The 25,254-nt window shown below is 56.9% G+C and carries 24 protein-coding genes; 7 read left to right on the top strand and 17 right to left on the bottom strand.

Translation table 11 applies throughout. The annotated features are described in order from the left end of the window. Positions 1-3 precede the first annotated feature (3 nt). From fliE to ACR0DS_RS10895, 3 genes are read right to left on the bottom strand one after another with little or no spacing between them, the layout of a single operon-like run. The gene (gene fliE / locus ACR0DS_RS10905) at positions 4-294 is read right to left on the bottom strand and encodes a flagellar hook-basal body complex protein FliE (protein WP_480483912.1); all 291 of its coding nucleotides are present in this window, start codon (positions 292-294) and stop codon (positions 4-6) included. Positions 295-305: 11 nt separating this feature from the next. Further along, the gene (gene flgC / locus ACR0DS_RS10900; RefSeq protein WP_480507182.1) at positions 306-692 is read right to left on the bottom strand and encodes a flagellar basal body rod protein FlgC; all 387 of its coding nucleotides are present in this window, start codon (positions 690-692) and stop codon (positions 306-308) included. Between the two features lie 12 nt (positions 693-704). Continuing rightward, complete coding sequence (locus tag ACR0DS_RS10895) at positions 705-1,091, bottom strand: FlgB family protein (RefSeq protein WP_480488145.1); 387 nt, start codon at positions 1,089-1,091, stop codon at positions 705-707. 87 nt (positions 1,092-1,178) lie between these two features. Between ACR0DS_RS10895 and ACR0DS_RS10890 the strand changes: the two genes are divergently transcribed. The 6 genes from ACR0DS_RS10890 to ACR0DS_RS10865 all read left to right on the top strand — a co-directional run bounded on the left by ACR0DS_RS10890 (position 1,179) and on the right by ACR0DS_RS10865 (position 8,417). Continuing rightward, positions 1,179-2,516, top strand: coding sequence for a FliI/YscN family ATPase (locus ACR0DS_RS10890; RefSeq protein WP_480559443.1), 1,338 nt, complete (start codon positions 1,179-1,181; stop codon positions 2,514-2,516). Between the two features lie 88 nt (positions 2,517-2,604). After that, entirely contained in the window at positions 2,605-3,444 is an 840-nt protein-coding gene (locus ACR0DS_RS10885; RefSeq protein WP_480559445.1) for a flagellar motor protein MotB, read from the top strand. A 91-nt stretch (positions 3,445-3,535) separates the two neighbouring features. After that, positions 3,536-4,831: a flagellar hook protein FlgE gene (locus ACR0DS_RS10880; protein ID WP_480559447.1), complete on the top strand. Its 1,296-nt coding sequence runs from the start codon at positions 3,536-3,538 to the stop codon at positions 4,829-4,831. 33 nt (positions 4,832-4,864) lie between these two features. Then, positions 4,865-6,316: a flagellar hook-associated protein FlgK gene (gene flgK / locus ACR0DS_RS10875; protein WP_480483907.1), complete on the top strand. Its 1,452-nt coding sequence runs from the start codon at positions 4,865-4,867 to the stop codon at positions 6,314-6,316. A 2-nt stretch (positions 6,317-6,318) separates the two neighbouring features. Continuing rightward, complete coding sequence (locus ACR0DS_RS10870; protein ID WP_480483906.1) at positions 6,319-7,326, top strand: flagellin; 1,008 nt, start codon at positions 6,319-6,321, stop codon at positions 7,324-7,326. After that, positions 7,323-8,417, top strand: a complete 1,095-nt coding sequence (locus ACR0DS_RS10865) for a flagellar basal body P-ring protein FlgI (protein ID WP_480483905.1) — start codon at positions 7,323-7,325, stop codon at positions 8,415-8,417. Before ACR0DS_RS10870 ends, ACR0DS_RS10865 begins: the two co-directional genes overlap by 4 nt. A 53-nt stretch (positions 8,418-8,470) precedes the next feature. Here the strand turns inward: ACR0DS_RS10865 and ACR0DS_RS10860 are convergent, their stop codons facing one another. From ACR0DS_RS10860 to ACR0DS_RS10830, 7 genes are all read right to left on the bottom strand, one after another. Continuing rightward, positions 8,471-9,115, bottom strand: coding sequence for a DUF1523 family protein (locus ACR0DS_RS10860; RefSeq protein ID WP_480559449.1), 645 nt, complete (start codon positions 9,113-9,115; stop codon positions 8,471-8,473). A 10-nt stretch (positions 9,116-9,125) separates the two neighbouring features. Further along, positions 9,126-9,392, bottom strand: coding sequence for a hypothetical protein (locus ACR0DS_RS10855; RefSeq protein WP_480483903.1), 267 nt, complete (start codon positions 9,390-9,392; stop codon positions 9,126-9,128). Between the two features lies 1 nt (position 9,393). Beyond that, positions 9,394-10,731 (bottom strand): DUF6638 family protein, encoded by a 1,338-nt coding sequence (locus ACR0DS_RS10850; RefSeq protein WP_480559451.1) that lies wholly within the window; start codon positions 10,729-10,731, stop codon positions 9,394-9,396. After that, complete coding sequence (locus tag ACR0DS_RS10845) at positions 10,728-11,492, bottom strand: hypothetical protein (RefSeq protein WP_480559453.1); 765 nt, start codon at positions 11,490-11,492, stop codon at positions 10,728-10,730. The genes ACR0DS_RS10850 and ACR0DS_RS10845 overlap by 4 nt, the downstream gene beginning before the upstream one ends. Continuing rightward, on the bottom strand, positions 11,489-13,420 hold the full coding sequence (locus ACR0DS_RS10840) for an AAA family ATPase (RefSeq protein ID WP_480559455.1): 1,932 nt from the start codon (positions 13,418-13,420) through the stop codon (positions 11,489-11,491). Before ACR0DS_RS10840 ends, ACR0DS_RS10845 begins: the two co-directional genes overlap by 4 nt. Before the next feature lie 55 nt (positions 13,421-13,475). After that, a complete protein-coding gene (locus tag ACR0DS_RS10835; RefSeq protein ID WP_480559457.1) occupies positions 13,476-14,594 on the bottom strand; it encodes a hypothetical protein in 1,119 nt (372 codons plus the stop codon). Between the two features lie 298 nt (positions 14,595-14,892). Then, complete coding sequence (locus tag ACR0DS_RS10830; RefSeq protein ID WP_267365200.1) at positions 14,893-15,972, bottom strand: coiled-coil domain-containing protein; 1,080 nt, start codon at positions 15,970-15,972, stop codon at positions 14,893-14,895. A gap of 285 nt (positions 15,973-16,257) precedes the next feature. Between ACR0DS_RS10830 and ACR0DS_RS10825 the strand changes: the two genes are divergently transcribed. Continuing rightward, positions 16,258-17,733: an NAD-dependent succinate-semialdehyde dehydrogenase gene (locus ACR0DS_RS10825; RefSeq protein WP_480483897.1), complete on the top strand. Its 1,476-nt coding sequence runs from the start codon at positions 16,258-16,260 to the stop codon at positions 17,731-17,733. A 167-nt stretch (positions 17,734-17,900) separates the two neighbouring features. Here the strand turns inward: ACR0DS_RS10825 and ACR0DS_RS10820 are convergent, their stop codons facing one another. From ACR0DS_RS10820 to ACR0DS_RS10790, 7 genes are all read right to left on the bottom strand, one after another. Continuing rightward, on the bottom strand, positions 17,901-18,827 hold the full coding sequence (locus tag ACR0DS_RS10820; RefSeq protein WP_209507228.1) for a DMT family transporter: 927 nt from the start codon (positions 18,825-18,827) through the stop codon (positions 17,901-17,903). A gap of 170 nt (positions 18,828-18,997) precedes the next feature. Further along, a complete protein-coding gene (locus ACR0DS_RS10815) occupies positions 18,998-19,465 on the bottom strand; it encodes an Hsp20 family protein (protein ID WP_209599221.1) in 468 nt (155 codons plus the stop codon). A 122-nt stretch (positions 19,466-19,587) separates the two neighbouring features. After that, a complete protein-coding gene (locus tag ACR0DS_RS10810; protein ID WP_480559459.1) occupies positions 19,588-20,403 on the bottom strand; it encodes a trypsin-like serine peptidase in 816 nt (271 codons plus the stop codon). Continuing rightward, complete coding sequence (locus ACR0DS_RS10805; RefSeq protein WP_480483895.1) at positions 20,400-21,191, bottom strand: trypsin-like serine peptidase; 792 nt, start codon at positions 21,189-21,191, stop codon at positions 20,400-20,402. The genes ACR0DS_RS10810 and ACR0DS_RS10805 overlap by 4 nt, the downstream gene beginning before the upstream one ends. Positions 21,192-21,311: 120 nt before the next feature. Beyond that, positions 21,312-22,625, bottom strand: coding sequence for a glycolate oxidase subunit GlcF (gene glcF / locus ACR0DS_RS10800; protein ID WP_480488163.1), 1,314 nt, complete (start codon positions 22,623-22,625; stop codon positions 21,312-21,314). Positions 22,626-22,629: 4 nt separating this feature from the next. Then, positions 22,630-23,730 carry an FAD-binding protein gene (locus ACR0DS_RS10795; protein WP_480559461.1) on the bottom strand — a complete coding sequence of 367 codons (1,101 nt, stop codon included), beginning with the start codon at positions 23,728-23,730 and terminating at the stop codon, positions 22,630-22,632. A 49-nt stretch (positions 23,731-23,779) separates the two neighbouring features. Next, positions 23,780-25,219, bottom strand: coding sequence for an FAD-linked oxidase C-terminal domain-containing protein (locus ACR0DS_RS10790; protein WP_480559463.1), 1,440 nt, complete (start codon positions 25,217-25,219; stop codon positions 23,780-23,782). Between the last annotated feature and the right edge of the window lie 35 nt (positions 25,220-25,254).

The following is a 25,254-nucleotide window of genomic DNA, read 5'->3' as shown; positions in this document are numbered from 1 at the left end:
GGGTCAGACCGGCATTCTCAGGATTTCCTGATAGGCTTCGACCACTTTGTTGCGGACGATCACTGCGGTTTCTACCGCCAGTTCGGTCTGGGCCAGCGCCTGAACCAGTGCATGGGGATCAGCCTGACCGACCATCGCAGACTGAGACATCTGTTCGCTGTGTCTGAGCGTGGCTGCAAAGTCCTGAAAGGTCGCCCTCAATCCTTGTGCCGCCCCGCCATGATCGGGATCGGCCTGTGTGGCAGAGCGTGCGCCGGCATAATTCTGCGCGGCGTTGAGTGATCGGATATCCATTCTGGCAGTCCTTATTTTCTGAGCAATTCCATCAGCGACGACGACATCTGCCGCGTCTGATCAAACATCTTTAGGTTGGCCTCATAACTGCGCTGGGCTTCCCGCGCGTCCGCGATTTCAATCATCAAATCGACGTTTGAGCCCTGGAAGTGACCACTTTCATCTGCCAACGGATGACCGGGGTCGTAGATGCGGCTCAGCGAACGCTGGTCAAGCGTCACACGGCCAGCCTGCACCATGTCCCCACCGTTTTTCTGCACGGTTTCAAACGGTACGGTTTTGCGTCGATAGCCGGGCGTGTCCGCGTTCGAGATGTTTTCGGACACATGCCGCAACCGCGCGGATTGCGCGCGCAAAGCACTGGCTGACGCAGCAAGGGAATGGGAAAAATCGCTCATACCTGCCGCCCCTTATCCACGACCCAAACTGGTGCGCAGAATGTCCATTGAGGATTTGTAGATCGCCAGCGCTCGGTCGTGCTGTCGTTTGACCTCGACCGATTTAAGCATCTCTTCCTCAAGCGACACACCATTGCCATTGGGATCACCTGATGGGACAGCTTCAACCTCAGCCCAGTTTTGCGCACCGATACTGCCATGCAGATGGCCCGGCCGCGTGGCGTCCATGGTCACGTCATGCCCGGTGGTTTCGAAAGCTTTCTGAAAGGCCTCGATATCGCGCGGCTGATAGCCCGGCGTATCGGCATTCGCCATGTTGCGTGCAATGACCGCCTGCCGTTGCCCGGCATGGGTTGCCATTGCGTACGCTGTCTTAAAGACGTTCAGGTCATAGAACATCGGGGCTTCTCCCTCGATCAATTTCAATCAAGGCTTAACCCCGATTCCTTTAGAAACCGTTTTCAGAACTCAGTTGGAGCCTCCACGATGTCTGATCTCGACCCGGTACTTCTGAAACACGAACTCGACAGGATGACCGCAGTCCGTCACGTGGGGCTGGTCACCGGCGTCGCGCAGGGTCTGATCGAAATCGGTGGTTTGAACACGCATGCCCGGGTCGGGGATTTGCTGACATTGCGGCGGCGCGTCGGGTCCGATCTTGTGGGCGAGGTGCTTCATGTCGGTTCTGGCCATATTAAAATGCTCCCCAATGCGGCCCCCGATGGGGTCAGCCTGGGGGATCGCGTCTACCTTGACCCATCACCAGATTTTGCACCGGGATTGCACTGGCTTGGACGGGTAATCGACCCCTTTGGCAGGCCCTTGGATGGAAAACCGCTGCTGAGCGGATCGCAGACGCGCGATATCATGCAGGCCCCTCCACCAGCCGTGACACGCAAACCTTTGGGGCAGAGGATGGTCACCGGCTTGTCGGTTCTCAACACTGTGTTGCCCGTCGTACGCGGGCAGCGGGTGGGGTTGTTTGCCGGGTCGGGTGTCGGTAAATCGACCCTGCTTTCCACTCTGGCCCGGTCCATGCAGTCCGATGTCGTCGTAGTCGCTCTGATTGGCGAGCGCGGACGCGAGGTGAATGAATTTGTCGCGCAGGCCATTGGCCCCGAAGCCATGAAGCGCACAATCGTGGTGGCCGCCACCTCTGACCAGTCGGCATTGGCGCGCAGGCGGTGTGCCTGGTCGGCCATGTCGACGGCCGAGTATCTGCGGGATCTGGGTCTGAACATTCTTTTTCTGGCTGATTCCGTGACCCGCTTCGCTGAGGCGCATCGTGAAATCGCTGTTTCTATGGGGGAATCCCCGTCTTTGCGGGGATATCCACCCTCTGTCACCCCCCTGATTGCCAGTCTTTGCGAACGCGCAGGTCCCGGAACGCAGGAACAGGGGGATATTACTGCGGTATTCAGCGTTTTGGTGGCCGGTTCGGACATGGATGAACCCATCGCTGACATTCTGCGCGGCGTTTTGGACGGGCACATTGTACTCAGCCGCGACATCGCCGAACGGGGGCGTTTCCCGGCCATTGACGTCAGCAGATCTGTGTCGCGGAGCCTGCCGGGAGCCGCATCCGAGGCCGAGAACCAGATGATCACAGAAACCCGAAAACTCGTGGGCAGTTACGAGCAGTCCGAAGTGATGATCAAGGCCGGGCTATACGCCGAAGGGTCTGATCCGCTGCTGGATCAGGCCGTTCGCGTTCACGAGGAATTGGACGCCTTTTTTGCCAAACCGGAAGCTGAGGGAATCGAAAACAGCTTTAACCGCTTGTCATTGATACTGCGTCGTGCATCGATCAGCTTGCCACGCTAGGCAGAATTCCAAACAGTTTTAAGTATTAAGGCCACCTTAAGACCTGCGCTGCTAGGCAAAAAGTCGGGTGATAATATAGGTGGTGGAGATGGGTGCGCAGACCAATGCGGCGCCAATCATCATCAAGAAGAAGCGTGTGTCGGGTGGTGATGGTCACCACGGCGGTGCGTGGAAAGTTGCATATGCCGACTTTGTCACGGCCATGATGGCCTTCTTCATGTTGATGTGGCTGCTGAACGCGACAACTGAACAGCAACGCAAAGGGTTGGCGGATTACTTCGCCCCGACAATCCCCCTGAGCCCCGAATCCGGCGGCGGAGACGGTGCTTTTGGCGGCGACAGCATGTTGTCGGAAAAGACATTGCTGCGGGATGGTGCCGGGGCCAGCACCAAACACGCAACTGAATCCCGTCAGGCACGCGGGTCAACCGGTTTGGATGCCATCGGTGGTGGCAAAGGTGACACCGAAGACTTCTCGACGCTTGAAGCTCAGCTTTTGGGGCGAACCGGTAAAAGCGAGGTGTCGGACAAGCTTCTCAGGCATATCGTGACACGCGTCACCGACGAAGGATTCGTTGTTGAGCTATTCGATACGGACACCCAGCCACTGTTCGACCCCGGTTCAGGGAAACCAACCGGGATCTTGCGGGCGCTTGCTTTGATCATAGCGCGTTCTTCGGATCTCGTGACCAACCCGATTGCTGTCACAGGCCATGTCAGCGCATCTCCTGTTGTGCAGGTTCGCAATACCGCCTGGGAACTGTCCACTGCCCGGGCGCAATCAGTCCGCCAGCTGTTACAGGACAAAGGCGTAGCGGCAAGCCGGATGGATCGCGTCACAGGTCATGCTGACCGAAAACTCTTCACCGACAATCCGATGGCGGTTCGGAACAACAGAATCGAAGTGATATTTCTGCGGCGACCCTAAAGGATAGAACGCATTTTACCTGTTAGCGCGCTGTTAAGGGGCAGCGCGTTACCTGTTGCATCGAAGCTTGACGCAACAGAAGGGCGCGCCAATGACAATTTCCTCTTCGCTGAATGCCGGTGTGGCGGCGTTGAAGGCCAACGCCAACAGGTTGGCAACGATTTCCGACAACATCGCAAACTCTTCGACCTACGGATACAAACGAGTGGAAACTGACTTTCATTCGATGGTCACGTCTGGCCAGGGTGGCAGTTACTCGGCAGGGGGCGTGCGCACGACCAGCCAGCGCATGATTGATCAGCGCGGATCACTGGTGACCACCAGCAACTCTACCGATCTTGCAGTGCGCGGACGCGGCATGTTGCCGGTACGATCCAGCTCGCAGGTCGGCGCAAATTCGAACGAGATGTTGCTGACGACCACAGGTTCCTTCCGGACTAACGACGAAGGATATCTGGTGACCGAATCCGGCCTTGTTCTTTTGGGATGGCGTGCTGCGGCAGACGGGTCCATCCCGCCCGTTCCACGCGACACGCCCGCCGCGCTTGAACCAATTCAGTTGAGCGTCAACCAGTTGTCCGGTGCCCCGACAACAAAGATGAACCTGCGTATGAACCTTCCCGCAACGGCAACAGATGCGGGTGCGCCGGGCGACACACAGCCTTTATCGGTCGAGTATTTCGACAATCTCGGGAAATCCGAAAGTATTGATATTCAGCTGATCCCGACCGTTCCCGCAACTGGCAGCAGCAATGAATGGACCATGGGTCTGCGCGATTCAGCATCCGGTGGCGCGATTATCGGGGAGTACACTTTGACCTTTACCGATAATCGAACGGCTGGTGGTACGCTGGCCAGCGTCACTCCTGTATCCGGTGGCGCTTACGATCCAGTAACCGGCAGTGTCATGGTCAATGTCGCTGGCGGCCCGATGGAGGTCAATATCGGACTGATCGGCGATTCCGATGGCATTACTCAGCTATCCGATACATTTGCTCCGGTTTCAATCACGCGCGATGGATCTGCCGTTGGTACGATGACCAGCGTTCAGGTCGATGAAAGTGGCTATGTCTATGCATTCTACGATACCGGTGTCAGCCGCCGAATGTTCCAGATCCCGCTGGCCGATGTTCCCAATCCCAACGGCCTGACAGCGCTGGACAGTCAAACCTACGCGCCTTCCCGCGAAAGCGGCACGTTCTTTCTGTGGAACGCGGGCGAAGGCCCAACCGGTGATATCGTTTCCTTCGCACGCGAAGAATCCACCACGGATGTGGCAACCGAGCTGACATCTCTGATCCAGACACAACGCGCCTATTCATCCAGTGCCACGGTGATCCAGACGGTGGACGAGATGCTTCAGGAAACGACCAACTTGAAGCGCTGATCCAGGCGCTGACCAAAGGAAAGGAGCGGCCTCATGAATATGTCGACGGCACTCAATAACGCATTGGGTGGGCTGACAGCGGCCAGTCGCGGGGCGGCTGTGGTCTCGGGGAATATCGCGAATGCCCTGACACCGGGCTATGCGCGCAGGTCCCTTGAACTGGCGACAAGTCCCATATCTGGCAATGGCGTGCGTGCGGTTGGGGTAATCCGGCATCAGGACCCGGTTCTGACGGCCAACAGACGGTCGTCAGACGCCGAGCTTGCCTTTCAATCCTCCATTTCGGATTTCCGCTCACGGTTCGAAAACCTTGTAGGAACAGCAGACAGCACGCCATCCCTTGCCAGCCGTATGTCTGCCTTGGAAAACAGCTTCATCACCGCAGCCAGTCTACCCGACTCGATCGAAAGACTTGATCAAGTGGCGCGCGCGGCGCGCGACCTTACGGCAGAGCTTAACGCGGCTTCTGAGGGTGTGCGACAGGCACGCTCGGACGCGGACCGCAAGATAGGCGATCAGATCGAAAGCCTGAACCTGGTTCTGAAAGACATCGAAGTTCTGAACGCAAAGATTCCGGCCATTCAAAATTCCGGCGGCGATATCGGGGCCTTGCTGGATCAACGGCAAGTCCTGATCGATCAGGTCAATACTTTGATCCCGGTCAACGTTGTGCCACGTGCCAACGATCAGGTATCGCTCTATTCAGACGGCGGGTTGATACTTCTTGAAGGTAAGGCGTCCGAGTTCACCTTTTCCACGACCGGTGAGACGAAACCCCACATGACGGTTGCAAATGGTCTCCTGTCCGGATTGGCTATGAACGGCAACCCGGTACGCACCAGCGGGGACACTGCGCAAATCCGTGGCGGCGCGTTGATGGCCCAGTTTTCAATTCGCGATGAATTGGCGGTTGAGGCGCAGCTGCAGCTTGATACCGTTGCCCGCGATCTTATCGAACGATTTGAAACGCCGGGCTTGGATCCCACGGCACTTGCGACAGATCCCGGTCTGTTCACAGACAACGGAAATCGGTTCGACCCGACAACCTTTGTCGGGCTGTCATCGCGCATTTCGATGAATTCGGTTGCGGACCCCGACAACGGCGGGAACAGCTGGAAGCTCCGCGCCGGGCTGGGTGCCGCAACGCCGGGCGATCCCGGACAAGCGTCGCAACTGCGTGCTTTCGGTGCCATTCTGAATGATGCGCGCACCGTACCTGGCGGGCTGTTTGGCACTGGAAACATGCGCGCCGCCGAGTTGACCGAGGCGCTTATGTCGAAAGCCGGGGCGCAATCCCACGCTGCAGAGCAGCGGAAGGTTTTTGCCAGCAACAGCCAACAACAAATGTCACAGATTGAGGCCGAACAAGGCGTCGATACGGATCAGGAATTACAGCGCCTCATGCAGATCGAACAGACATACGCAGCAAACGCGCGTGTCATTTCGGTCGTCGATGAGCTTATGGAAACGCTTCTGAGGTTATGAGCATGAACTTGACTGCTATCGGCGATCTGGCGCGCGGTATGACCCTTCGCACCCGCGCCACTGAAATCAAAACACAGATTGAAACTCTCTCTTACGAGATGTCCACCGGCAAAGTGCAGGACATATCCGGCCGACTTGGCGGAGATTACTCTCAGATCCTGGACCTGGACCGTTCGCTTGCCAGACTCGACGCCTTTGGCATCGCCACAGCCGAAGCGGCCCTGTTCACGGATGCCATGCAGTTGAGCCTGAAGACATTTGGAGATTCGGTTGGCGAAATAACCGCGTCTCTGTTGGCCTACGGAACGGCCAATCAGCCGGTAAATCATGCGCAGGCGTCAGATCATGCCAGGAATGAGCTCGACACGATGGTATCGGCGCTCAACACGCGAGTTGGTGGGCGCAGTCTGTTTTCGGGTACAGCCACGGATGTCTCGCCACTGCCCTCGACTGACACGCTGTTGGCTGCGTTGAAGACACAACTGACGGGGGCTGTGACCGTCGCCGACATACGCTTGGCTGCCGACACATGGTTCAATAGCCCTGCCGGGTTTGACGCCATGATTTATCAGGGTGCGAGCACCACACTCTCTCCTATGCAGATCTCGGAAAATGAAAGCGTTACGCTGCCACTCACGGCAACCGACCCGGCATTCAAGGCGGCCCTAAGGGATGTTGCAACAGCGGCATTAGCCACCGACAATACGTTGGCTCTTTCTTCCGACCAGCGCACCGCCCTGTTCACCCAGCTGGGCGTCGATCTGGCCAACGCACAGGATGCCACAGTAAACTTGCGGGCCCAGGTCGGCAGCGCCGAGGGCCGCATCGAACAGGCCGCCACGCGAAATTCGATGGCCCGAACCAGTCTGGAATTCAGCCGGAACGAGCTGATCGCAGCAGATCCTTATGAAACAGCGGCGAAATTGCAAACGGTGCAGTTTCAGTTGGAAAGCCTCTATTCGGTAACCGTTCGCAATGCGAACCTTTCGCTGGTGAATTTCCTGAGATGAGGGCGCTGATACTTCTCCTGATCCTTGTTCCCGGTATAGCCTGGGCGGGGGCAATCCGCCTCAAGGACCTTGTCGATTTCGACGGTGTACGGGGTAATGATCTTGTGGGTTATGGCCTGGTTGTCGGTTTGAACGGAACCGGCGACGGATTGCGCAACTCTCCTTTCACCGAAGAGATCATGTCCAACATCTTGGAGCGTTTGGGTGTCAACGTAACGGGCGAGGATTTCCGGCCCAAGAATGTGGCAGCGGTTTTGGTGACAGCCAGTCTGCCGCCTTTCGCCAGAGTCGGCGGCCAAATTGATGTAACGGTTTCGGCGATAGGCGATTCAAACAGTCTGTTGGGTGGGACACTGGTTATGACCCCACTAAACGCAGCAGACGGGCAAATCTATGCGGTTGCACAAGGCACAATCCTTGCAGGTGGCGTTTCCGCTGAAGGAGAGGCTGCGTCGGTCGTGCGTGGGGTGCCAACCTCGGGTGTAATCCCGTCCGGCGCGCGTGTTGAGCGTGAAATTGAGTTCGACTTGTCAACTTTAACCCAAATGCGCCTTGCGTTGAGAGAACCCGATTTCACCACGGCCGCGCGTATCGAATTCGCCATAAACACCGAGTTCAACAGAGCTGTAGCAATCATGCGCGATTCAGGCACGGTTGAACTCAACATTGCTGCAACTCAGGCAGTGTCGACGGCCCATGCCATTGGGCGTATCGAGAATATTCTGGTCGAGCCGGAAGCAAAGGCGCGTGTGGTGGTCGATCAGCGCTCTGGCACCATCGTAATGGGGCAGGAAGTCCGGATATCGCGTGTGGCTGTCTCTCAGGGTAATCTGACCCTGACAGTTCAGGAAGCACCGATTGCCGTGCAACCCAATCCGTTTGCCAGGGGCGAAACAGTGGTCGTTCCGCGCACTATTGCAGGGATCGAAGAGGAAGAAGGAACCGGCCTTGCCGAAATCCCCGAAGCTACGACCCTGTCCGAGGTTGTCGCAGGTCTAAATGCGCTGGGGGTATCGCCCCAGGATATGATCGATATCTTGAAAACCATCAAAGCGGCGGGCGCCTTGCACGCAGAATTTGTTGTCAGGTAGCCGATATCTTTGGTCCAACGGGTGTGCCACAAACACGCCCGTGACGTTAAGGCCTATTTCGATTTCCAGCTGTCCAGCCAGCGATGAAATCTGTTTCGGCGTTCTTCAATCGCGTCACCGGCCGCATAAAAGCCGTCTTCCACATTCTCGATCATCGGATCAATTCGGGCCTTTCGGAACCTGCGCCAGCGCACCCAAACCGCCCAGACCAGCGCGGCGAAAATTGTCAGGAAAATGATGTTGAACCAGGGAATAACCTGCACATCCGGCCCGTCCACATGTTTGATGAAAATGGCGTTGGGAAAGATCGACATGAACTCGTTGCGCCACCCGTAATGGGTCACGACCACCCATTTCGGGTTTTCCTTGGTCGATTTCGCATCATTGGCTTCGGTGTAAAGGTTCGCCGTGTCGAACTTGAAGTAGGGTGGCCACCCCCACCCGGTGTCTTCGTTTCGGTACACGATCGGCTTGCCATTTTCGCGCACAGCCTGAATGAATTGCACATCCCGGTTGGACAGGCTGGTGGATTGGTCTTCGGGTTCGGACCAGAAAATCCGTGTCCAGTCGTTCAGATCCTGCCGCTCTTCGTAGGTGTTTACGATACGCACAACATCATGTTGCGGCAGCGAGTATTGCAGGATCACGGCGATCGTTCCCCAGAAGATGATGATGAACGCCCATTTCACATAGGCCATGCCTAAACCCTCACATGTAATTCACGATGTAGATCAGTGCGCCAATCGCCACCCATGGCACAATATAGACACCCAGGATCAGTTTGCGCCGGAACGAATTGTCATACACATGCAATCCGCGTTCGACAAAAGCGTCCTTGTTGCCTGTCTTGCCCTTCTCATCCCACCAGCTTTCCAGTTTGCGACGGCGTATCCCGCGCGAGTAGAAAGACAGCGCGACATAGGCGATCGACTGGATCACCAACAAGATCAGCAAAAGGCGCAATAACCCGAACATTTCAGCCTTTCCTTACCGAACCCCACGGACCAACACGCGCGATTATGTCATCGCTGACCCGGTCTTCTCCGCTCATATCCGGCTCATGGCCGAACAGCGCGGCACGGGCCCCTTGCTTGTCCACCTGATACTCGCGCGCGAGGAAGTCGGCAACATAGGCTTTCTTGCTCTCGGGCCATCTGGAATAGGTGCTATAGAACAGCTCTTTGTGGCAAATGAACATCTGGCGCGGGTCCAGCGGGGCCAGTTCGGCCAGCAGCATGTTCACCAGATCACGGTTCGGCGTGTCAGCGGCGCGCAAAGTGTAGAAATAAGCCGGATGATCCGACGTGATACGCGGCCACGGCCCCCCGTCGCTTGCCCAGCGCAACAGTTGCGCAAGGCCGTGATAGGCTTCGGGCAAGCGATCCGAGTGATTGCGCGCCAACCGCCGCATATCGCTTCGATCCAGCCCGGTCAGGTCGACATCCGCATCCGCCGCCGCGTCGACAGTCAGGAAATCCATCTTCTGCTGCAGGATCGCAGCGGCGTCTACGCCGCGCGCTTTGACGATGGGTTCGACCAGATCGTTGTAATCCAGAAACTTGGCAATCTGGTTTCGCTGCGACCGGTCAATAACATATTTGATCGGCAAATCGTCAGGCTTTTCACCCATACAGATCGCCGCCGGGTGGTCCAGATCCGGGAACAGGTACAGCCCGCCGAAATGCGCCGTCCAGAAGTTGCGTTGCTCAAAATCCGTGTGGCGCAGATGGACGGGGTTGCGTGTGACGTCGCCGGTTTCTTTGGCGGTCTCGATCATCCTGGCGATCAGCACATCGTCGAACCAGGCGTCCTCGGCGGTTTTGAATTGTTCGACCATGCCTGCCAATTGCTGCGCCTTACGCAAGGTGCCGCCTGCAGTGTCGGCCTCAATCTCGATCTTGCGCAGATTGAACAGATCGCGGGGACTGCTGAGTTTGAAGACCGAATTCACCAGCTCTCCGGCCACTGCATCGGTTGCGGTCAGGGCAAACAACTGCGCCTCATTCATCTCAATGAACTCGCGCAGGATATCGCGCGAGGTCGAGAACTTGACGTTCAGCAAAGGCGCGCGTTTCTGCTCGGTCGTCAGCAGGATGAACTGCCGGTTCACCCCATTGGGGTTGAGGTAGAGCGGGTCGTCCAGCTCAATCCCCACCTCTGGCGAATAGCCCGAGATATCGACATGGAAATCCGAAAGCTGAGTGGTCTTGCCCGCCAGATGCTGCAACGCACGGTTATACCGCTCGACTAAGGCCGGGCTGGAGATGTGGACGAGGTTGCCAAACATCAGGCCTTTTTTGATGAGGCGGATCATTGACTGCTCCGAACAAAAACCGGAAGTACATCGCGGCCACCTTCCGCGACCAATTCTGTTTTCACGAAGTAGTGTGTCTTCTTAGCCTTTTTTTCTGTCCTCTCAATTACCACGCCAAATAAATCCGCTTGTAAGTGCTTTAGAAGTCTAACAACTTCCAACGACCAACTTATCCAGCTATCTGCCAGCACTTCCGGGTCTACGAACTTTTTGTCCGAATGAGCGAACCTTCGTAGACGCTCAAAGAAAACTAAACTCTCTCCCAGCACGAAATAGGAATTGCCGTCCATGGAATTAACATAAACTGAGGCGTCTGCGTCGTCAGGCAAAGTCTGTGCATTTTTGAGAGCAGTCTTATATTTGTAGTGAAAGCTAGTTTCGTTCCTAATATTTCGATTTATGGCATAACCTTCTGAAACGCCAAGTTTTTCAATTTTCTCAGTATTATTTTGAATAAGATTCAGTATCTCAGGAGCTATGCCCTTATTTTTTGCGTTAACTTCTTTGAGAAACTCAAACGCTTCGAAAAGTCGGGAAGACAGCGTCCTAAGAACTACGTGGTATTGGAGATCGGACGCGAATTTTGCTGGGCCTCGTTGACCTTCATATCGTTCAGAGAGGCTAAGAAATCGGGCGAACACGTTTAGCTCGTTGCAAATGTACGACAACATACCCAAAACTGCCGTCTCTTCCTCTGTCATTGAGGTGAGGTCCGATTTCTTGAGTTTAAACTCATAAAAGTGCACCAGAGCGTCGCTCACCCCTTCCCCTCCAGATACCGCCGCTTGGCCTCTTCCATCCGGCCCATCTCGCGCACCGCGTTGTCGATGGCGACCTCGTCGCTCTTGTCGGCATAGCGGAATTCGCTGTCGGCGTAGCGATTGATCTCCTGTATCACCATTTCCACCGTGATCGGCTGGCGTAGATCTTCGATCATCGCCTTCTTGGTGTCGTAGTCGCGGAACAGGAACAGGTCGGGGTTTTCCATCCACTCATCGGGCAGTTCGAAATCCATCGCGCGGACCTTGACCGCATCGGTGATGTTCTTGATCGCACGGCCGGTAAAGCGTTCATCCGCCTGCTGGATCGCCTTGAGGTAGGTGCCCAGCTTGGCGATTGTGTCCATCTGGCCGATCTCACCCGAAACCCGGTCATAGACCTGCAACAAAGCATCCTCATGCGGGCGGGAATGGCTCTCGAAACTGGCGGCGACGGCTTTCTTGATTTCCTGCGCGGCATAGGCCTCGTGTTCGCCCAGAGGGATGTCGTGATTGCGGCCCATCAGCAGGTGCAGGATATCGATGTAATCCTCACGCGTTTGCGGCCCGTCCACCAGAAACCGCGCTCCCGCCCGCTGGCGCAGGGCGTCGTCCACGTTCTCGGGGTAGTTCGAGAACATGCCAAAGGTGCAATTGCCGCGCACGACGGTGTTGGCACCGGCAAAGCTCTCCATCAGCACAGCGGTGATTTCCAACTGCCCGGCTGACGACTGCCGGTCACCGCGCTTGCCCGCCAGCTGGTCGATATCGTCGATGGTGCCAAAGCCGATGACCGAGGGGTCGATGATCGTGTTGATAAACGCCTTGGCGTTCTGGCCGGATTTGCCCTGATAGCTGTCGATATTGTCGGTGCTCAGATTCTGATAGCGGAACGGATAGCCCGCGTTCTGGCAATAGTCATTGATCAGCCCGGCCATCATCTGGATCAGGGTGGTCTTGCCGGTGCCCGGCTTGCCATCGCCCATGAAGGTAAAGATGAACCCGCCAAGTTCCGCAAACGGGTTCAGGCGGCGGTCGAAATCATAGGCCATCACCATCTTGGCCAGCTTCATCGCCTGATATTTGGCGATATGGTTGCCCACCACTTCATTCGGCTTCTTGAACGTCATGGTCAAGGTGGTGGATTTGGCCTTGGAGGCCGGCTCGAACCCCCGGATCGTCAGATCGTCGGCTTCTACATGCCAGGCTGCGTTCTGGAACGGGGCCAGGTAACCTGCGGACCCTGCGCGCAGGGCTGACTTCTCCATCAGTTGCTCGGCATAGGCACTGGTGGCGGCGATCAGGTGGGCATCGTCCGAGGCGTATTTGGCCAGCGTCTGGTCCAGTTCCCACAACGCGCCGTGCAGGGCAAGTTGGCCGTTGTCTGTCAGGACCTCTTCGATCTCACCAATATCAACCGTGGTCTCACCCAGATGCGAGGACAACAGATAGGCCAGCGCATTGCCGAACGTGTGCATCGTGATCAGCGCTTCGGCTGTCAGAACCTCCGAAAACTCGGTCTTCCGCGCGGCGGGCAGATCCCCGGCAAGGTTTGCGCGTTTCAGATCGGCCAACGGGGTCTGTTCCGCATAAGTGTCGGCCACGGCCAAAGCGATTGCGATGGCGCGGCGGATCGCCTGTTGTGCAGTTGCCTGCGGCGGCGAAACCAAGGCGTCACCATCGTCCGAGGCTTCGATCCTCTCAACCAGATGCACCCCGTCTGCGCGCACGGTCCGGCGTGTCACCAACCCCGGTGTCGTCGAGCGAAACCGCCGACCAGTCGAAACACCTGGTGAGCGTTCAACGGTGGTTTCCACGGCTTTGGCAATCCGCGGCGCGTGTTCGAACCCGTTCAGCAAAGCGGTTGCTGCCGGATAATGCTTGCGAATGTCGTCTTCGCGCAATTCCATCTGATCTGACGTCAAACTCATCTCAAAAACCGCCCTTGCTTCATCTTTTCTAAAATACTCTCGCCGAAGGCGAAAATTAGTACCTCAAAACCTGCCCCGCATTGCTGACGACGAACTTGCGCACATCTGCAAAGCCCGGCGGGTTACGTTCGGCCAGCACCTGAAACGGGCGCTGTGGCAGGATGATCGACCGTTGGGTGCGGGTGGCGCCGGTTTCGGCCCCCTGCCCGCCGAAAGGATCCAGCGCAAAGACCTCGCGCTCGACAGTTGAAAACCAGCCCGCGCGCTCCTCGATGACCTCTTCGCTGTGCAGCTCTTCGGTGGTCCAGGCCAGCGCCCAATCCTGCCCTTGCGGAGATTGCGCATCCTCCAACACCTGCCGCAAAGGGCCGGATTGTTCGGTATAGGCCGAGGAATACATCGGCCCCACATGGATGCGACGCAGGTGTTTGGGGTGCAGGTCATCGAAATCCTGATCAAAGCCCTTGGCGATGGTCACCAATTTCAGACCGCCCAGCGATTGCGCCATCAGATGTGCCTGCACCTCGGGCCAGCGGCGTTGGTCCTTGGGCAGGGCGGTTTTGCCTGTGTCCTCCAGCTGCATCAGATAGATGACGGGCAGGTTGACCTGACTGTCATAGACCGCCCAGTGGATCAAGAACTTGCGCCGTTCGCCCTCATTCCCGATCCAGTGACATTCGGGATCGTTGCGGGCCCAGAACAACTGACCCTTAAGCAACTCTTCGTAATAAAGCCTTTGCGACAGCGCAAATTGCAGCTTGGTTGGAATTTCCCGGTCGCCAATGATCGTCCGCACCATGTCGGTTTTCAGATCATCTTCCGAGGGCATATTCGCCAGATGCACCTGCGCCTGCTGCGCGTCATTGGCCATGGTCAAAAGCTCGGCCGCCACCGGAAACCCGCTGTCGCGCTTGTCCATTGCAAGGCTGCCAAAGAACCGCCCCGTATCGCGCCCAACCAGCAGGTATTTCATGCTAAGCGCGCGAAAGGTGTAGAGTAGCCCCGAGAGGTAGCGTGACACGATCCGCACCTCTTGCTTGCTGATCGCGCCCTCGGCCTCCATCGTCGCCGCCACGCGCAGGAGGTGGACGGTGATCACCTCGAATTTGCGGAAATAGCGGCGCGAGGCGAAGGTGTCGGTCAGGCCGACATGGTCTTGGGTGGGGTTAGTCATTTTCTTTTAGATCCAAAGTCTTGGATGCCAAACAAATTCCTTAAGGACGGCGGCCAACTAGCTGTCATTCTGTCCAAGAGTTTTAGGATGGTAACAAACACCCAAACTATCCCAAACCACGTCTGCACAAACAGATACGCAAAACCTATCGTCCATATCGCTGCGGGAATGTACCAAAGGTACTTGGCAGAACCTTCAAGTTGGAACACCGGAAGGTCTTTCGCCAAGTAAGCAAAGTAAAGCGACAAGACTAATGCTGCCAAAACTCCGATGTATTTGACTACGGGGTTTCTGAGCATTACCCACCATACAAATTCTTATCATGCTTCTCGACAATCGAGGCAAACCGGCGGGCAAAGCGTTCATCCGCCTTGGCCTTTTTCTCCAGCACATCGCGAGCAAAGACCATGTGGTCCTCGTGTGCCTCAAGCATGTCGGCCATCTTCTGGTTGGTCGCTGTGCCGATGGCGGCCATCGCCGTCTGCGCCTCTTGGTCCGTCTGCACACCGATCTCGTTGATGCGGTGGGCCACGTCCTGCTGCTGCGCGGTTTTCAGCGATTTGGTCAGGGCGTCATACAGCACCACGCGCTGCTGCGTGTCTGTCTGCAGCTTGTTGATCAGCACCATCTGCGTCGCCGCCTGGTTCTGCAGTGAATCGACCCAGGTCTTACCCTTTTCGATATAACGCTCCAGCGTCTGAGACTTGGCCAACTTGACCTGCTCTTCCTGAACCTTGGCGTTGTATTGCTTGTTCAGCTCGGCCAGCTGAGTTTCCAGCTGGGTGCGCGCGGCGGCGTCCTGTTCGACACTGATCTTGTTTTCCAGCGTGATAATCGCCGGGTCCATGCCCTGGATCTCGGCCCGCAGTGCTTCCAGTTCGGCCACGGTTGCCTCGCGATCGTCCAGCGTGCCTGTCAGGTTATCCTCGACCTTTACGCGTTGCTCTTCCAGCACAGTCAGCTGCCCTTGCAACAGCTTCACGATCACATCGGATTTGGCGATCAGGTCCTGCAATTTGTCGTCGATATTGGCCGTTCGCATCCGCTCTTGCCGGAGCGACTCGGATTTTCCCTTGGAAAAGATGCCGACAAACGACTCCCACCCGGTTTTCGAGCGCATCTCGTCGAAGTCCTTGGAAAACGCGTTGGTAACATCGTCCAGACCCATGATCAGCTCGGCGATGTTGGCGTTCATCACCTCAGTATGGGCGTGAACATCCTCAAGCGTGGCATTTTCGATGTCGATATCGGCCTCGGCCGTTCCAATCTTGGCCCGCGCCGCTTCGATCCGTGAGGTCAGCCCCTCAATCTGCGACTGGCTTTCGCGCACTTTCGTTTGCGTTTCTTTGATAAGCGCTTCGAATTGCTGGTTCGACATCTCTGCTGTCCTTTTTTCTTTAATTACCCAATAAGATAGGGAATGTTACGGTCATTTACATCCCCTTGAGTCCAAAAATCACGCAAACTCTGGCAAACTTGGGGTGGAAAGGAAAGCCACGTGATCGCAACCTGACGTAGAACTCAACGCTGCGACTATGCTGCAACGATTGGGCCTGAAAATAATTTGATCAAATCTGGGCTGATCGACCCGCATCGGTGGACATAGACAAAGCCCTCAACACCTGATTGGGTGCGGCAACTCAACTTCTGCGCGGAGAATGACATGCTGGACGCAACGACCGATCTGAAATCAATTCTGAAGAATCCTGACTTGCTTGTAACCAAAGCCTATATCGGTGGTCAGTGGGTGGACGGTGACAACGGAACTTTCGACGTGACCAACCCGGCCCGGGGCGATGTGGTGGCCAAAGTGGCCGATGTCAGCCGAGCGCAAGTCGCCGGAGCAATTGCACAGGCCGAAGCCGCGCAAAAGGAATGGGCCAAGTTGACCGGCAAGGAACGAGCGGTGATCCTGCGGCGCTGGTTCGACCTGATGATGGAGAACGCCGAAGATCTGGGCAAGATCCTGACCGCGGAGCAGGGCAAACCACTGGCTGAGGCCATCGGCGAAGTCGGCTATGGTGCCTCCTTCATCGAATTTTTCGGGGAAGAGGCCAAGCGCGTGTATGGCGAGACCATCCCGGGGCATCAGCGCGACAAACGGATCATGGTGCTGAAACAGCCCATTGGTGTAGCGGCCTCGATCACACCCTGGAACTTTCCCAACGCCATGATCACTCGCAAAGCAGGACCTGCGCTGGCGGCGGGGTGTGCTTTTGTTGCCCGCCCGGCGGCAGAAACGCCACTTTCCGCGCTGGTTCTGGCGCGTCTGGCGGAACAAGCCGGCGTGCCAGCTGGCGTGTTCAACGTAGTGCCTTCTTCCCAGGCCAGCGAGATCGGCAAGGAGTTTTGCGAAAACCCCGGTGTACGCAAGCTGACCTTTACCGGCTCGACCGAGGTGGGGCGCATCCTGCTGCGGCAAGCTGCTGATCAGGTCATGAAATGTTCGATGGAACTGGGCGGCAATGCACCCTTTATCGTGTTTGATGACGCGGATCTGGATGCTGCGGTCGAAGGCGCGATGCTGTGCAAATTCCGCAATAACGGCCAGACCTGTGTCTGTGCCAACCGCATCTATGTACAGGCCGGTGTTTACGACGCGTTCGCTGCCAAACTGAAAGCGGCGGTCGAAGCCCTGAAAATCGGCGACGGTCTGGCCGAGGGCACCACAACCGGTCCGCTGATCAATGCCGATGCGGTCGCCAAGGTGGAAGAGCATATCAAGGATGTTACGGACAAGGGCGGCGCCGTTCTGACCGGCGGCTTGCCTCACGATCTGGGCGGTACGTTCTTTCAGCCGACCATCGTGACCGGAGTGACTCAGGACATGATGGTGGCGCAGGACGAAACCTTTGGCCCGCTGGCCCCGCTGTTCAAGTTCGAGGATGAAGATGACGTGATCGCAATGGCGAATGACACAATCTTTGGCCTGGCCTCGTATTTCTATGCAAAAGATCTGAGCCGCGTCTACAAAGTGGCCGAAGCGCTGGAATATGGCATTGTCGGCGTGAACACCGGCATCATCTCGACCGAGTTGGGCCCGTTCGGCGGCGTCAAGCAATCCGGTCTGGGTCGCGAAGGCAGCCACCACGGCATGGAAGACTATCTTGAGATGAAATACGTCTGCATGTCGGTCTGATCTGGCGGCCATCGCCTTGGGGCGGTGGCCATTCTGCCCACAGGCGAAGCGTTGTTCCGGTCAAACGGGCCGGTGACGGCTGGGCAATGACCTTATTTCACCAAGCATGAATTCCCTGCGGGCAAGCTTCGTGGGGACTTTTCTATAGGCCCGATCCGATCCCAAACTTACGTCTTCTCCTCTTTGGCTATCACGGTCGTTACGGTGCGCGTCACCCGACTTCTGGTGATTGCAATCGCTCCTAAAACCAAAGCACAGGCTATGGCTTGCGCAGTAGTGATTGCTTCTCCAAACGCAAAGAACCCGACTGCAAACATCGTGGGCAATTCAATGCTTCCGACAACTGCAGTTTGAGAAGCGCCGATCAGCGGCGAACAGATCGTGTAGACAAGCTGCGGCACAAGCGCCGTGACCAATCCAATTCCAATGATCAGAACCCAATCGGACTGACCGTCAGGAAGCAGCGTGGAAACGTCTGCACTCAGCATCAAAGGCAAAAGCCCAAGAACCGATCCCAGCGACACCGAGGCGATACGTGCAAGTGGCGCAATTCGGGACAACCTGTGGACCAAAACAGAAATCCCGAAGCCAAAACCAAATGGCGCAGCCAGCGAGATTAAAAGCGTAGGAATGTGCTCGAACGGAACGGATGCTGGCGAGCCTGCTATGATGGCAGCCAGAATGATGAGGCCAGACGCAAGAAACGCGCGCCTTGTGGGAGTATCTGCGAACAAAGCCCACGCAATGATCAACGTGAAAACCGGATATGTCATATAGAGCACGCCCACCGTCGATGCGGGCAGTGTCTTTAAGGCTGTGACATATCCAATCCAGCCAAGCCCCATCACCACTCCGACCGCAAGACCCCAACAAATCTCGCGCCAGGCTTTTCGGTGTACGATGAGCACTGGCAGTAACAAAACCGCTGGAACGATGTAGCGATAGAATGCGACCGCGAAAGGTGCAACGCCCTGCTCAGTCAGCCCCCTGCTGAAATAGGGAACAAGCCCGAAACAGATTGAAGCAAAAAGAACGCCAACAACCGCAAGCGGTTGCGGAATAGCCGGTCTGGTCTGCGTGGATGTCGTCGACATCTGCAAGTTCTAGCACAGGTTCGCGATGAGTGTAGCCGAGTTTACCGGGCCGACGCATTGATGAGCATAGGCGCTGACATCAAAAAACAACGCCCCGCGTCTGGAGGAACGCGGGGCGCGGGTGTTGCGGCAGTCCGGGAGGAGGAGACTGCCGCCAGGCTTTCAAAGCCTCAGTTCACGGCCTTGGCGTCAACCACGTCTTTTTCGATGGCTTTAGCCGAGGTAATTTCGATCCGGCGCGGTTTCAGGGCCTCGGGCACTTCTCGCTTCAGGTCGATGTTCAGCATTCCGTTTTCATGGCTTGCGCCGGTGACACGGACATGATCGGCCAGAGCAAAGCGACGCTCGAACGCGCGGGTTGCGATGCCGCGATGCAGATAGCTGCGGCTCTTGTCCTCGGATGCCTTCTTACCGGCAACAACCAGCGAGTTTTCTTTCACTTCAACGGACAGGTCGCTTTCCGAAAAACCAGCGACGGCCACCGAGATACGGTACGTGTCGACATCGGTTTTTTCGATGTTGTAGGGCGGATAGCTTGGCTGTGCCACATCATTGGTCAGAACGCGATCCATCATGTCGGCGATCTGGTCAAAGCCAATGGTGGCGCGGTGCAGCGGTGCAAAATCAAATGTACGCATGTGTCATATCCTCAGTCTTGAGCGATTCACGATCTGGCCCTCCGGCTGGACGGACCAATGTTGATGACGGACCCCGTTGTGGCGATCCGATATCAGTGACATGGGAAGCGATTTGACCGAGTTCAACCCCCGCCGGAGCTGATGAATTTCGCACCAGACCCGGACGTGCCGGACCCAGCCTGTAACCGGCGGATCGTAGCCGTTGGTTTTGGCGCATCGCGCCGCATGATAGACTTGAGTTCGGCCACTATCTCGTCAAGCTCCATGCCGAACCCCACCTTTCTGCGACCGTTCGTGCCTACCGCTGAAACCACGGACAAAACCTGCCAGCGCGAGCCGTTTTTTGCCAGAATGGCGGATCCGGAAGACCCGAAGGTGACGTCGCAATCAAAAGTGATCAGGCCCTGCCTGCGATCCAATACGCGGCACGACCTTTCCCGCGTGATCGCCTCGGATCGTCCGCGCCCATACGAGGCTATGCTGATCTCGTTTCCCGAAACTCGCCCGCTGTGCAACACGAAAGGATCGGCAATCGAAAACGGGATGGGCTCATTCAGCCGCATCAGGGCGACATCCATCCGAACGCCTTCGTGCGAAAGCGGGTTATTTGAAGCGTAGCCGGGCAGAACGGCAATTTGCGTAATCTGACGCTCGGCCAACGCGCTGCCGTTGCTCAGACCCGCACGAAACGTGATGTCTTCGGGCGCGTATGTTTCCCCGGTACGGCGGTCGACAGCACAATGGGCAGCGGTCAGCACCATGTCCTGCGCGATCAGAGTACCTGTGCAATAGGACTCTTCGCGCACATCCAGCCGCCCGATTGCTTCCCAACCGTAAAGGTCGTCCCGGTCTGTCAGCTTGCGTTTGTTGGCTTGCGCATGGGATGCGGTCGCCAGAACACTCAGGCCCAAAAGCAGACTTAGAAAGACCTTGGTCATGGCCGGATAAACCTTGCACCGACGTTCTTGCCCGTCCCCGAACCGGAGGTCGACAATCCAAATCCGTGCCCGGCAGACAGCTCGTCTCGCAGCAATTGCAGCGAATGTTCAACCGCAGTTCCGATCGCAACGCTCTGGCCATCCATGCTGGCCTTTGCCGCCACAACCGACACGATCTGAGGGCGCGCGCCTGTAAAAGAAAAAACCGGTGCTCCTGAAGACCCGAAGTCGACGTCGCAAGACATGATCATAACGCCTGCCTGCCGGTTCATGACCGAACAAACCTGTTGCAACGAAGGCGCTTCTGACCGGTCATGTGCATATGACACCACGCCTACTTCCGCACCCCGGCGCGGCTGATCTCCTGATTCAAACGGAATGACCGATGTGTTGCGGATCGGCTGCCAAAGCTCGATCAGGGCGACATCTGCGCCGACACGGTCCGTCGACGACTCAGCACTGAATTGATAATCCGGGTGAATTACAGCTTGTCTTGCCGTTCGATATGCCAAAGCGCGGCCCAGCCGCCACCCGGCCAGAAATTCGATATCGGACGGGTTCACCCGCTGCCCGGACACCTTGTCGAACAGGCAGTGCGCCGCTGTCAGCACAAGGGTCGGCGACACAAGCGTTCCGGTGCAGAACCCTTTTCCGGCAATATCCAGACGACCGACAGCCATCCATTCGCGCCCGGAATCCGAGGTCTCCAGGCTTTCCAGCCTGGTGTCCTGTGCTGTAGCCGCCATCGGCAAAGCACAAAGAACAATCGCCTTAATCCATTTGCGCACTCGGGTCTCCGGGGACTCACTCTGAAGCTTTTGTCCTACGTGTCACGTTGGGCAAAAATAGGGCGATCGGTGTTCAGGTGAATTTCCTGAGGAAATGATGCGGGGCGGCATCAGAGTGGCTTATCGCAAAATTGGAACAGAATCTCCTGCCCGTTGCAACGCGGGTGGTTTCGGCCCCCCTGTTGCCCAATCCAGCAACTCGACCGTATGAACGACTGGCACTTGGGTGCCGGACCCGATTTGCATCATGCAACCGATATTGCCTGCGGCGATGATATCGGGCTTCTTCGCCTCAAGTGTTTTGATTTTGCGCTGCTTCAACTGACCCGAGATTTCCGGCTGCATCAGGTTGTAAGTCCCCGCGCTGCCGCAACACAAATGGCTGTCGGCGGGCTCGACCACTTGGAACCCGGCACGTTTCAGCAGGTCTTTGGGATAGGTCTTGATCTTCTGCCCATGCTGCAGCGAACACGCTGCGTGATACGCAACTGTGAGGTCCTGATCACGCCCTTCGGGCAAATTCAGTTGCATAACCAGCTCACTGATATCCATCGCGATACCCGAGACCCGTGCAGCATCATCCGATAGCGTGTCGTTCCGGAACATATGCCCGTAATCCTTGACCGTCGTCCCACAACCCGAGGTGTTGATCACGATGGCGTCCAATCCGTCGCCGTCCATCTCGCGAACCCAAGCTCTGATATTAGCGATTGCGGCTGCATGGCTGTCTTTCACCTTTCCCATGTGATGGGTCAGTGCTCCACAACATCCAGCACCCTCAGCCACCACAACCTCACATCCCAGCCGGGTCAGCAGACGGATCGTGGCGTCATTTATGTCGGTATTCAGCGCTTTCTGCGCGCAGCCCGTCATCAGGGTCACCCGCTTTTTCCGCTCGCCTTCGGGCGCAAAGCTTTGTGGATCATCATTACGGCTGACCGACGGAATGTTCTTGGGCGCCATGTCCAGCATGGCACGCAACCGGGCATCTGGCATGAGAAACCGAAACGGGCGACCCAGTTTCGCCCCGATCAGGGCCCAGCGAAAGCGCATCGGATAGGGCAGGATCTGCGCAAGAACCCAACGCAAAATGCGATCCGTCAAAGGGCGTTTGTAATTCGCCTCGATATATTCCCGCGCGTGATCGACCAGATGCATATAGTGCACACCTGACGGGCAAGTGGTCATGCAAGCCAGACAGGACAGGCACCGGTCGATATGTTTGACCGTCTTTTCGTCGGGCTGCCGCTCGTTTTCGAGCATATCCTTGATCAGATAGATGCGCCCGCGCGGACTGTCCAACTCGTCGCCAAGAACCTGATAAGTCGGGCAAGTCGCCGTGCAGAATCCGCAATGGACGCAATTTCGCAGAATTTCGTTTGCGCGCTTGGTTGCCGGGTCTTGCAGCTGCCGTTCAGTGAATGATGTCTGCATAAACCTATCCCATCAGCCCTGGATTGAACAAACCACGTGGGTCAAACTTCGCGCGCAATCCCTTTGTCAGGGTCGAGACGGCCGCGGTCTCCGGTTGAAAGCGCCCCAGTCGCGCGACTGTTTCTGCATCCGCTCGTACAAGTGTCGCGTGGCCAGAAAACACACCCAGACGCGCGCGCAGATCCGTACCTTTCGGGACGCGCAGCCAGACAAGCCCGCCGCCCCAGTCAAAAAGCAACTGATCCGCTTCGGCACGCGCTGAAACTTCGGCCGCATCTCCGGGTTTTACAGAAAGCCGCCAGACATCCCCGTCCTGCCCCTGAAACGGATGAGCATCGCGGATACCAGCCCAAAGCGTGTCTGCATCCGCTTCCTCTGAAATCTCTCCAAACCGGGACAGTTCAGCCGCCAATTTGCCTGTGCGATATGCGACCGCGTCCGTGAAGCCTTCGACCCTAAGCAGGGCTTTCCCGGCGTCGGGATCATACGCGGCCCCCGTTACTTCGAACGGCGATCTCAGCGCAGCGGACAGAACCCGAACCGCAGTTCCAGCTTCCCGGACCCCAACAGATAATGTTGCCACCCGTTCCGGTTTTGGAAGCACCTTCAGCGAAACTTCGGTCAAAACTCCTAAAGTACCCCACGACCCGCCCATCAATTTGACCAGATCGTACCCGGTGACGTTCTTCATCACGCGGCCACCGTTCTTGATCACCTGCCCGCGCCCATCGACATAGCGTACCCCCAGCAGAAAATCCCGGCAGGCTCCGACCTGAATCCGTCGCGGGCCCGAAATATTGGCGGCGACAACGCCGCCAATGGTCGGTTCACCCTGTGTTCCCAGCAAACCGCGATGATCCATCGGCTCAAACGCCAGGTGCTGGCCCTCTGCTTCCAGCGCCGCCGTGATCTCGGCCAAGGGCGTCCCTGCCCGTGCAACAAGGGTCAGCGCCCCGGGTTCATATAGCGTAATACCGCGCAAAGCTCCGGTTTCGATTTCCGCATACGGGCTGGCAATTCCACGCGTCCCGCCACCGACAACGCGTACAGGGTTTTCTAACCCGGCCACCAGCTTTGCCAGATCGGCCTCAGTCTCAGGTCTCATCGGCTTCATCTTTTCCAAAATACTCCGGGGGCAAGGGGGCGGCGCCCCCTTATTCTGCAGCCATACGCCGCGGCTCCGACACGTCGAGCGGAAACACTTTGGCCGCGTTCAGCAGCCATTTGGGATCGAAAACGTCCTTAACCGCCATCTGCGCCTCAAGGTCGGCAGGTGAATATTGATGAGACATCAGATCCCGCTTTTCGATCCCCACACCATGTTCCCCAGTCAGACAGCCGCCCTCGTCAACACACAGCTTCAGAATCTCTGCCCCAAAAGCTTCGCATTTTTCCAGATCGCCGGGTTTGTTGGCATCGAACAAGATCAGCGGATGCATATTTCCGTCGCCCGCGTGGAACACATTTCCGACCGGCAACCCAAACTCCTCACTCAATTCTCCGATACGACGCAGAACGGTTGGTAGGGCTGACACCGGGATCGTGCCATCCAGACACATATAATCGTTCAATTGTCCCATGGCACCGAATGCAGATTTCCGACCCAACCAGATCTTGGCGCTTTCCTCAGCCGACTGGCTTTCGCGCAATTCAACCGGGTCATGGCGTTTTGCTATCTCGATGATTTTCGAAAGCTGAAAATCTATTTCAGCGTCAGACCCCTCCACTTCGACGATCAGCAGCGCGTTGCAATCGGGATACCCGGCATGGGCAAAGTTTTCGCAGGCCCTGATGCACAATGTATCCATGAACTCGATCGCGACCGGCAATATGCCCGATTGGATGATGTCCGAGACACACTGCCCCGCAACCTCATTGTCATTAAAACCCATCAGGACCGGTCGTGCGCCCTCGGGCTTGCGAAGAATACGCAGCGTGGCCTCGGTCACCACACCCAGTTGACCTTCGGACCCACAGGTGACGCCCAACAGATCCAGACCTGGTGCATCCAGATGCGCACCACCGATTTCGACAACGCTGCCGTCCATCATGACCATGGTCACGCCCAACAGGTTGTTTGTTGTTACCCCATATTTGAGGCAATGCGCTCCGCCCGAGTTCATCGCGATATTGCCAGCAATGGCACAGGCCAGCTGTGAAGACGGATCGGGGGCGTAGAAGAAATCCTCTTCCTCGACCGCACCGGTAACGCTTAGATTGGTGCGACCCGTCTGTACTTTGATGAAGCGGTTGTCATAGTCGATTTCCAACACCTCATTCATCCGTGCGACGCCCAGAATGACGCAATCCGCGGTCGGCAAGGCTCCACCGGCCAGTGAAGTGCCCGCGCCGCGCGGCACCACAGGCACGTTTTCGTCATGACAAATGCGCAGAACATCCGAAACCTGCTGTGTGCTTGACGGCAGCACGGCCAGCATTGGCGGGCATTTATAGGCCGTCAAAGCGTCACACTCGTAAGCGCGGGTTTCGGAGGGGTCATGGATGATCGCATCTTCGGGCAGAACCCGCGACAGCCGCGCAACAAGCGCAGATTTCCGGCTCAGAACATCCGGGCTTGGCTTTGGCATCTCCATGGCATTCCTCTTTTTGGTAATATTATATTACCAAT

It is taken from the genome of Ruegeria sp. AF5, assembly GCF_056541905.1.
The sequence above is the reverse complement of the archived record's forward strand: the minus strand, read 5'-3'. Positions and strand labels throughout refer to the sequence as shown.

Bases quoted from the DNA above. Each gene is read 5' to 3' on its own strand.
- ACR0DS_RS10890 (WP_480559443.1), top strand. From the start codon at position 1,179: ATGTCTGATCTCGACCCGGTACTTCTGAAACACGAACTCGACAGGATG.
- ACR0DS_RS10810 (WP_480559459.1), bottom strand. From the start codon at position 20,403: ATGACCAAGGTCTTTCTAAGTCTGCTTTTGGGCCTGAGTGTTCTGGCG.
- ACR0DS_RS10790 (WP_480559463.1), bottom strand. From the start codon at position 25,219: ATGGAGATGCCAAAGCCAAGCCCGGATGTTCTGAGCCGGAAATCTGCG.
- flgC (WP_480507182.1), bottom strand. From the start codon at position 692: ATGAGCGATTTTTCCCATTCCCTTGCTGCGTCAGCCAGTGCTTTGCGC.
- ACR0DS_RS10855 (WP_480483903.1), bottom strand. From the start codon at position 9,392: ATGTTCGGGTTATTGCGCCTTTTGCTGATCTTGTTGGTGATCCAGTCG.
- ACR0DS_RS10795 (WP_480559461.1), bottom strand. From the start codon at position 23,730: ATGAGACCTGAGACTGAGGCCGATCTGGCAAAGCTGGTGGCCGGGTTA.
- ACR0DS_RS10880 (WP_480559447.1), top strand. From the start codon at position 3,536: ATGACAATTTCCTCTTCGCTGAATGCCGGTGTGGCGGCGTTGAAGGCC.
- ACR0DS_RS10825 (WP_480483897.1), top strand. From the start codon at position 16,258: ATGCTGGACGCAACGACCGATCTGAAATCAATTCTGAAGAATCCTGAC.
- ACR0DS_RS10860 (WP_480559449.1), bottom strand. From the start codon at position 9,115: ATGGCCTATGTGAAATGGGCGTTCATCATCATCTTCTGGGGAACGATC.
- ACR0DS_RS10895 (WP_480488145.1), bottom strand. From the start codon at position 1,091: ATGTTCTATGACCTGAACGTCTTTAAGACAGCGTACGCAATGGCAACC.
- ACR0DS_RS10840 (WP_480559455.1), bottom strand. From the start codon at position 13,420: ATGAGTTTGACGTCAGATCAGATGGAATTGCGCGAAGACGACATTCGC.
- ACR0DS_RS10870 (WP_480483906.1), top strand. From the start codon at position 6,319: ATGAACTTGACTGCTATCGGCGATCTGGCGCGCGGTATGACCCTTCGC.
- ACR0DS_RS10885 (WP_480559445.1), top strand. From the start codon at position 2,605: ATGGGTGCGCAGACCAATGCGGCGCCAATCATCATCAAGAAGAAGCGT.
- ACR0DS_RS10835 (WP_480559457.1), bottom strand. From the start codon at position 14,594: ATGACTAACCCCACCCAAGACCATGTCGGCCTGACCGACACCTTCGCC.
- fliE (WP_480483912.1), bottom strand. From the start codon at position 294: ATGGATATCCGATCACTCAACGCCGCGCAGAATTATGCCGGCGCACGC.
- ACR0DS_RS10850 (WP_480559451.1), bottom strand. From the start codon at position 10,731: ATGATCCGCCTCATCAAAAAAGGCCTGATGTTTGGCAACCTCGTCCAC.
- glcF (WP_480488163.1), bottom strand. From the start codon at position 22,625: ATGCAGACATCATTCACTGAACGGCAGCTGCAAGACCCGGCAACCAAG.
- ACR0DS_RS10820 (WP_209507228.1), bottom strand. From the start codon at position 18,827: ATGTCGACGACATCCACGCAGACCAGACCGGCTATTCCGCAACCGCTT.
- ACR0DS_RS10865 (WP_480483905.1), top strand. From the start codon at position 7,323: ATGAGGGCGCTGATACTTCTCCTGATCCTTGTTCCCGGTATAGCCTGG.
- ACR0DS_RS10815 (WP_209599221.1), bottom strand. From the start codon at position 19,465: ATGCGTACATTTGATTTTGCACCGCTGCACCGCGCCACCATTGGCTTT.
- ACR0DS_RS10830 (WP_267365200.1), bottom strand. From the start codon at position 15,972: ATGTCGAACCAGCAATTCGAAGCGCTTATCAAAGAAACGCAAACGAAA.
- flgK (WP_480483907.1), top strand. From the start codon at position 4,865: ATGAATATGTCGACGGCACTCAATAACGCATTGGGTGGGCTGACAGCG.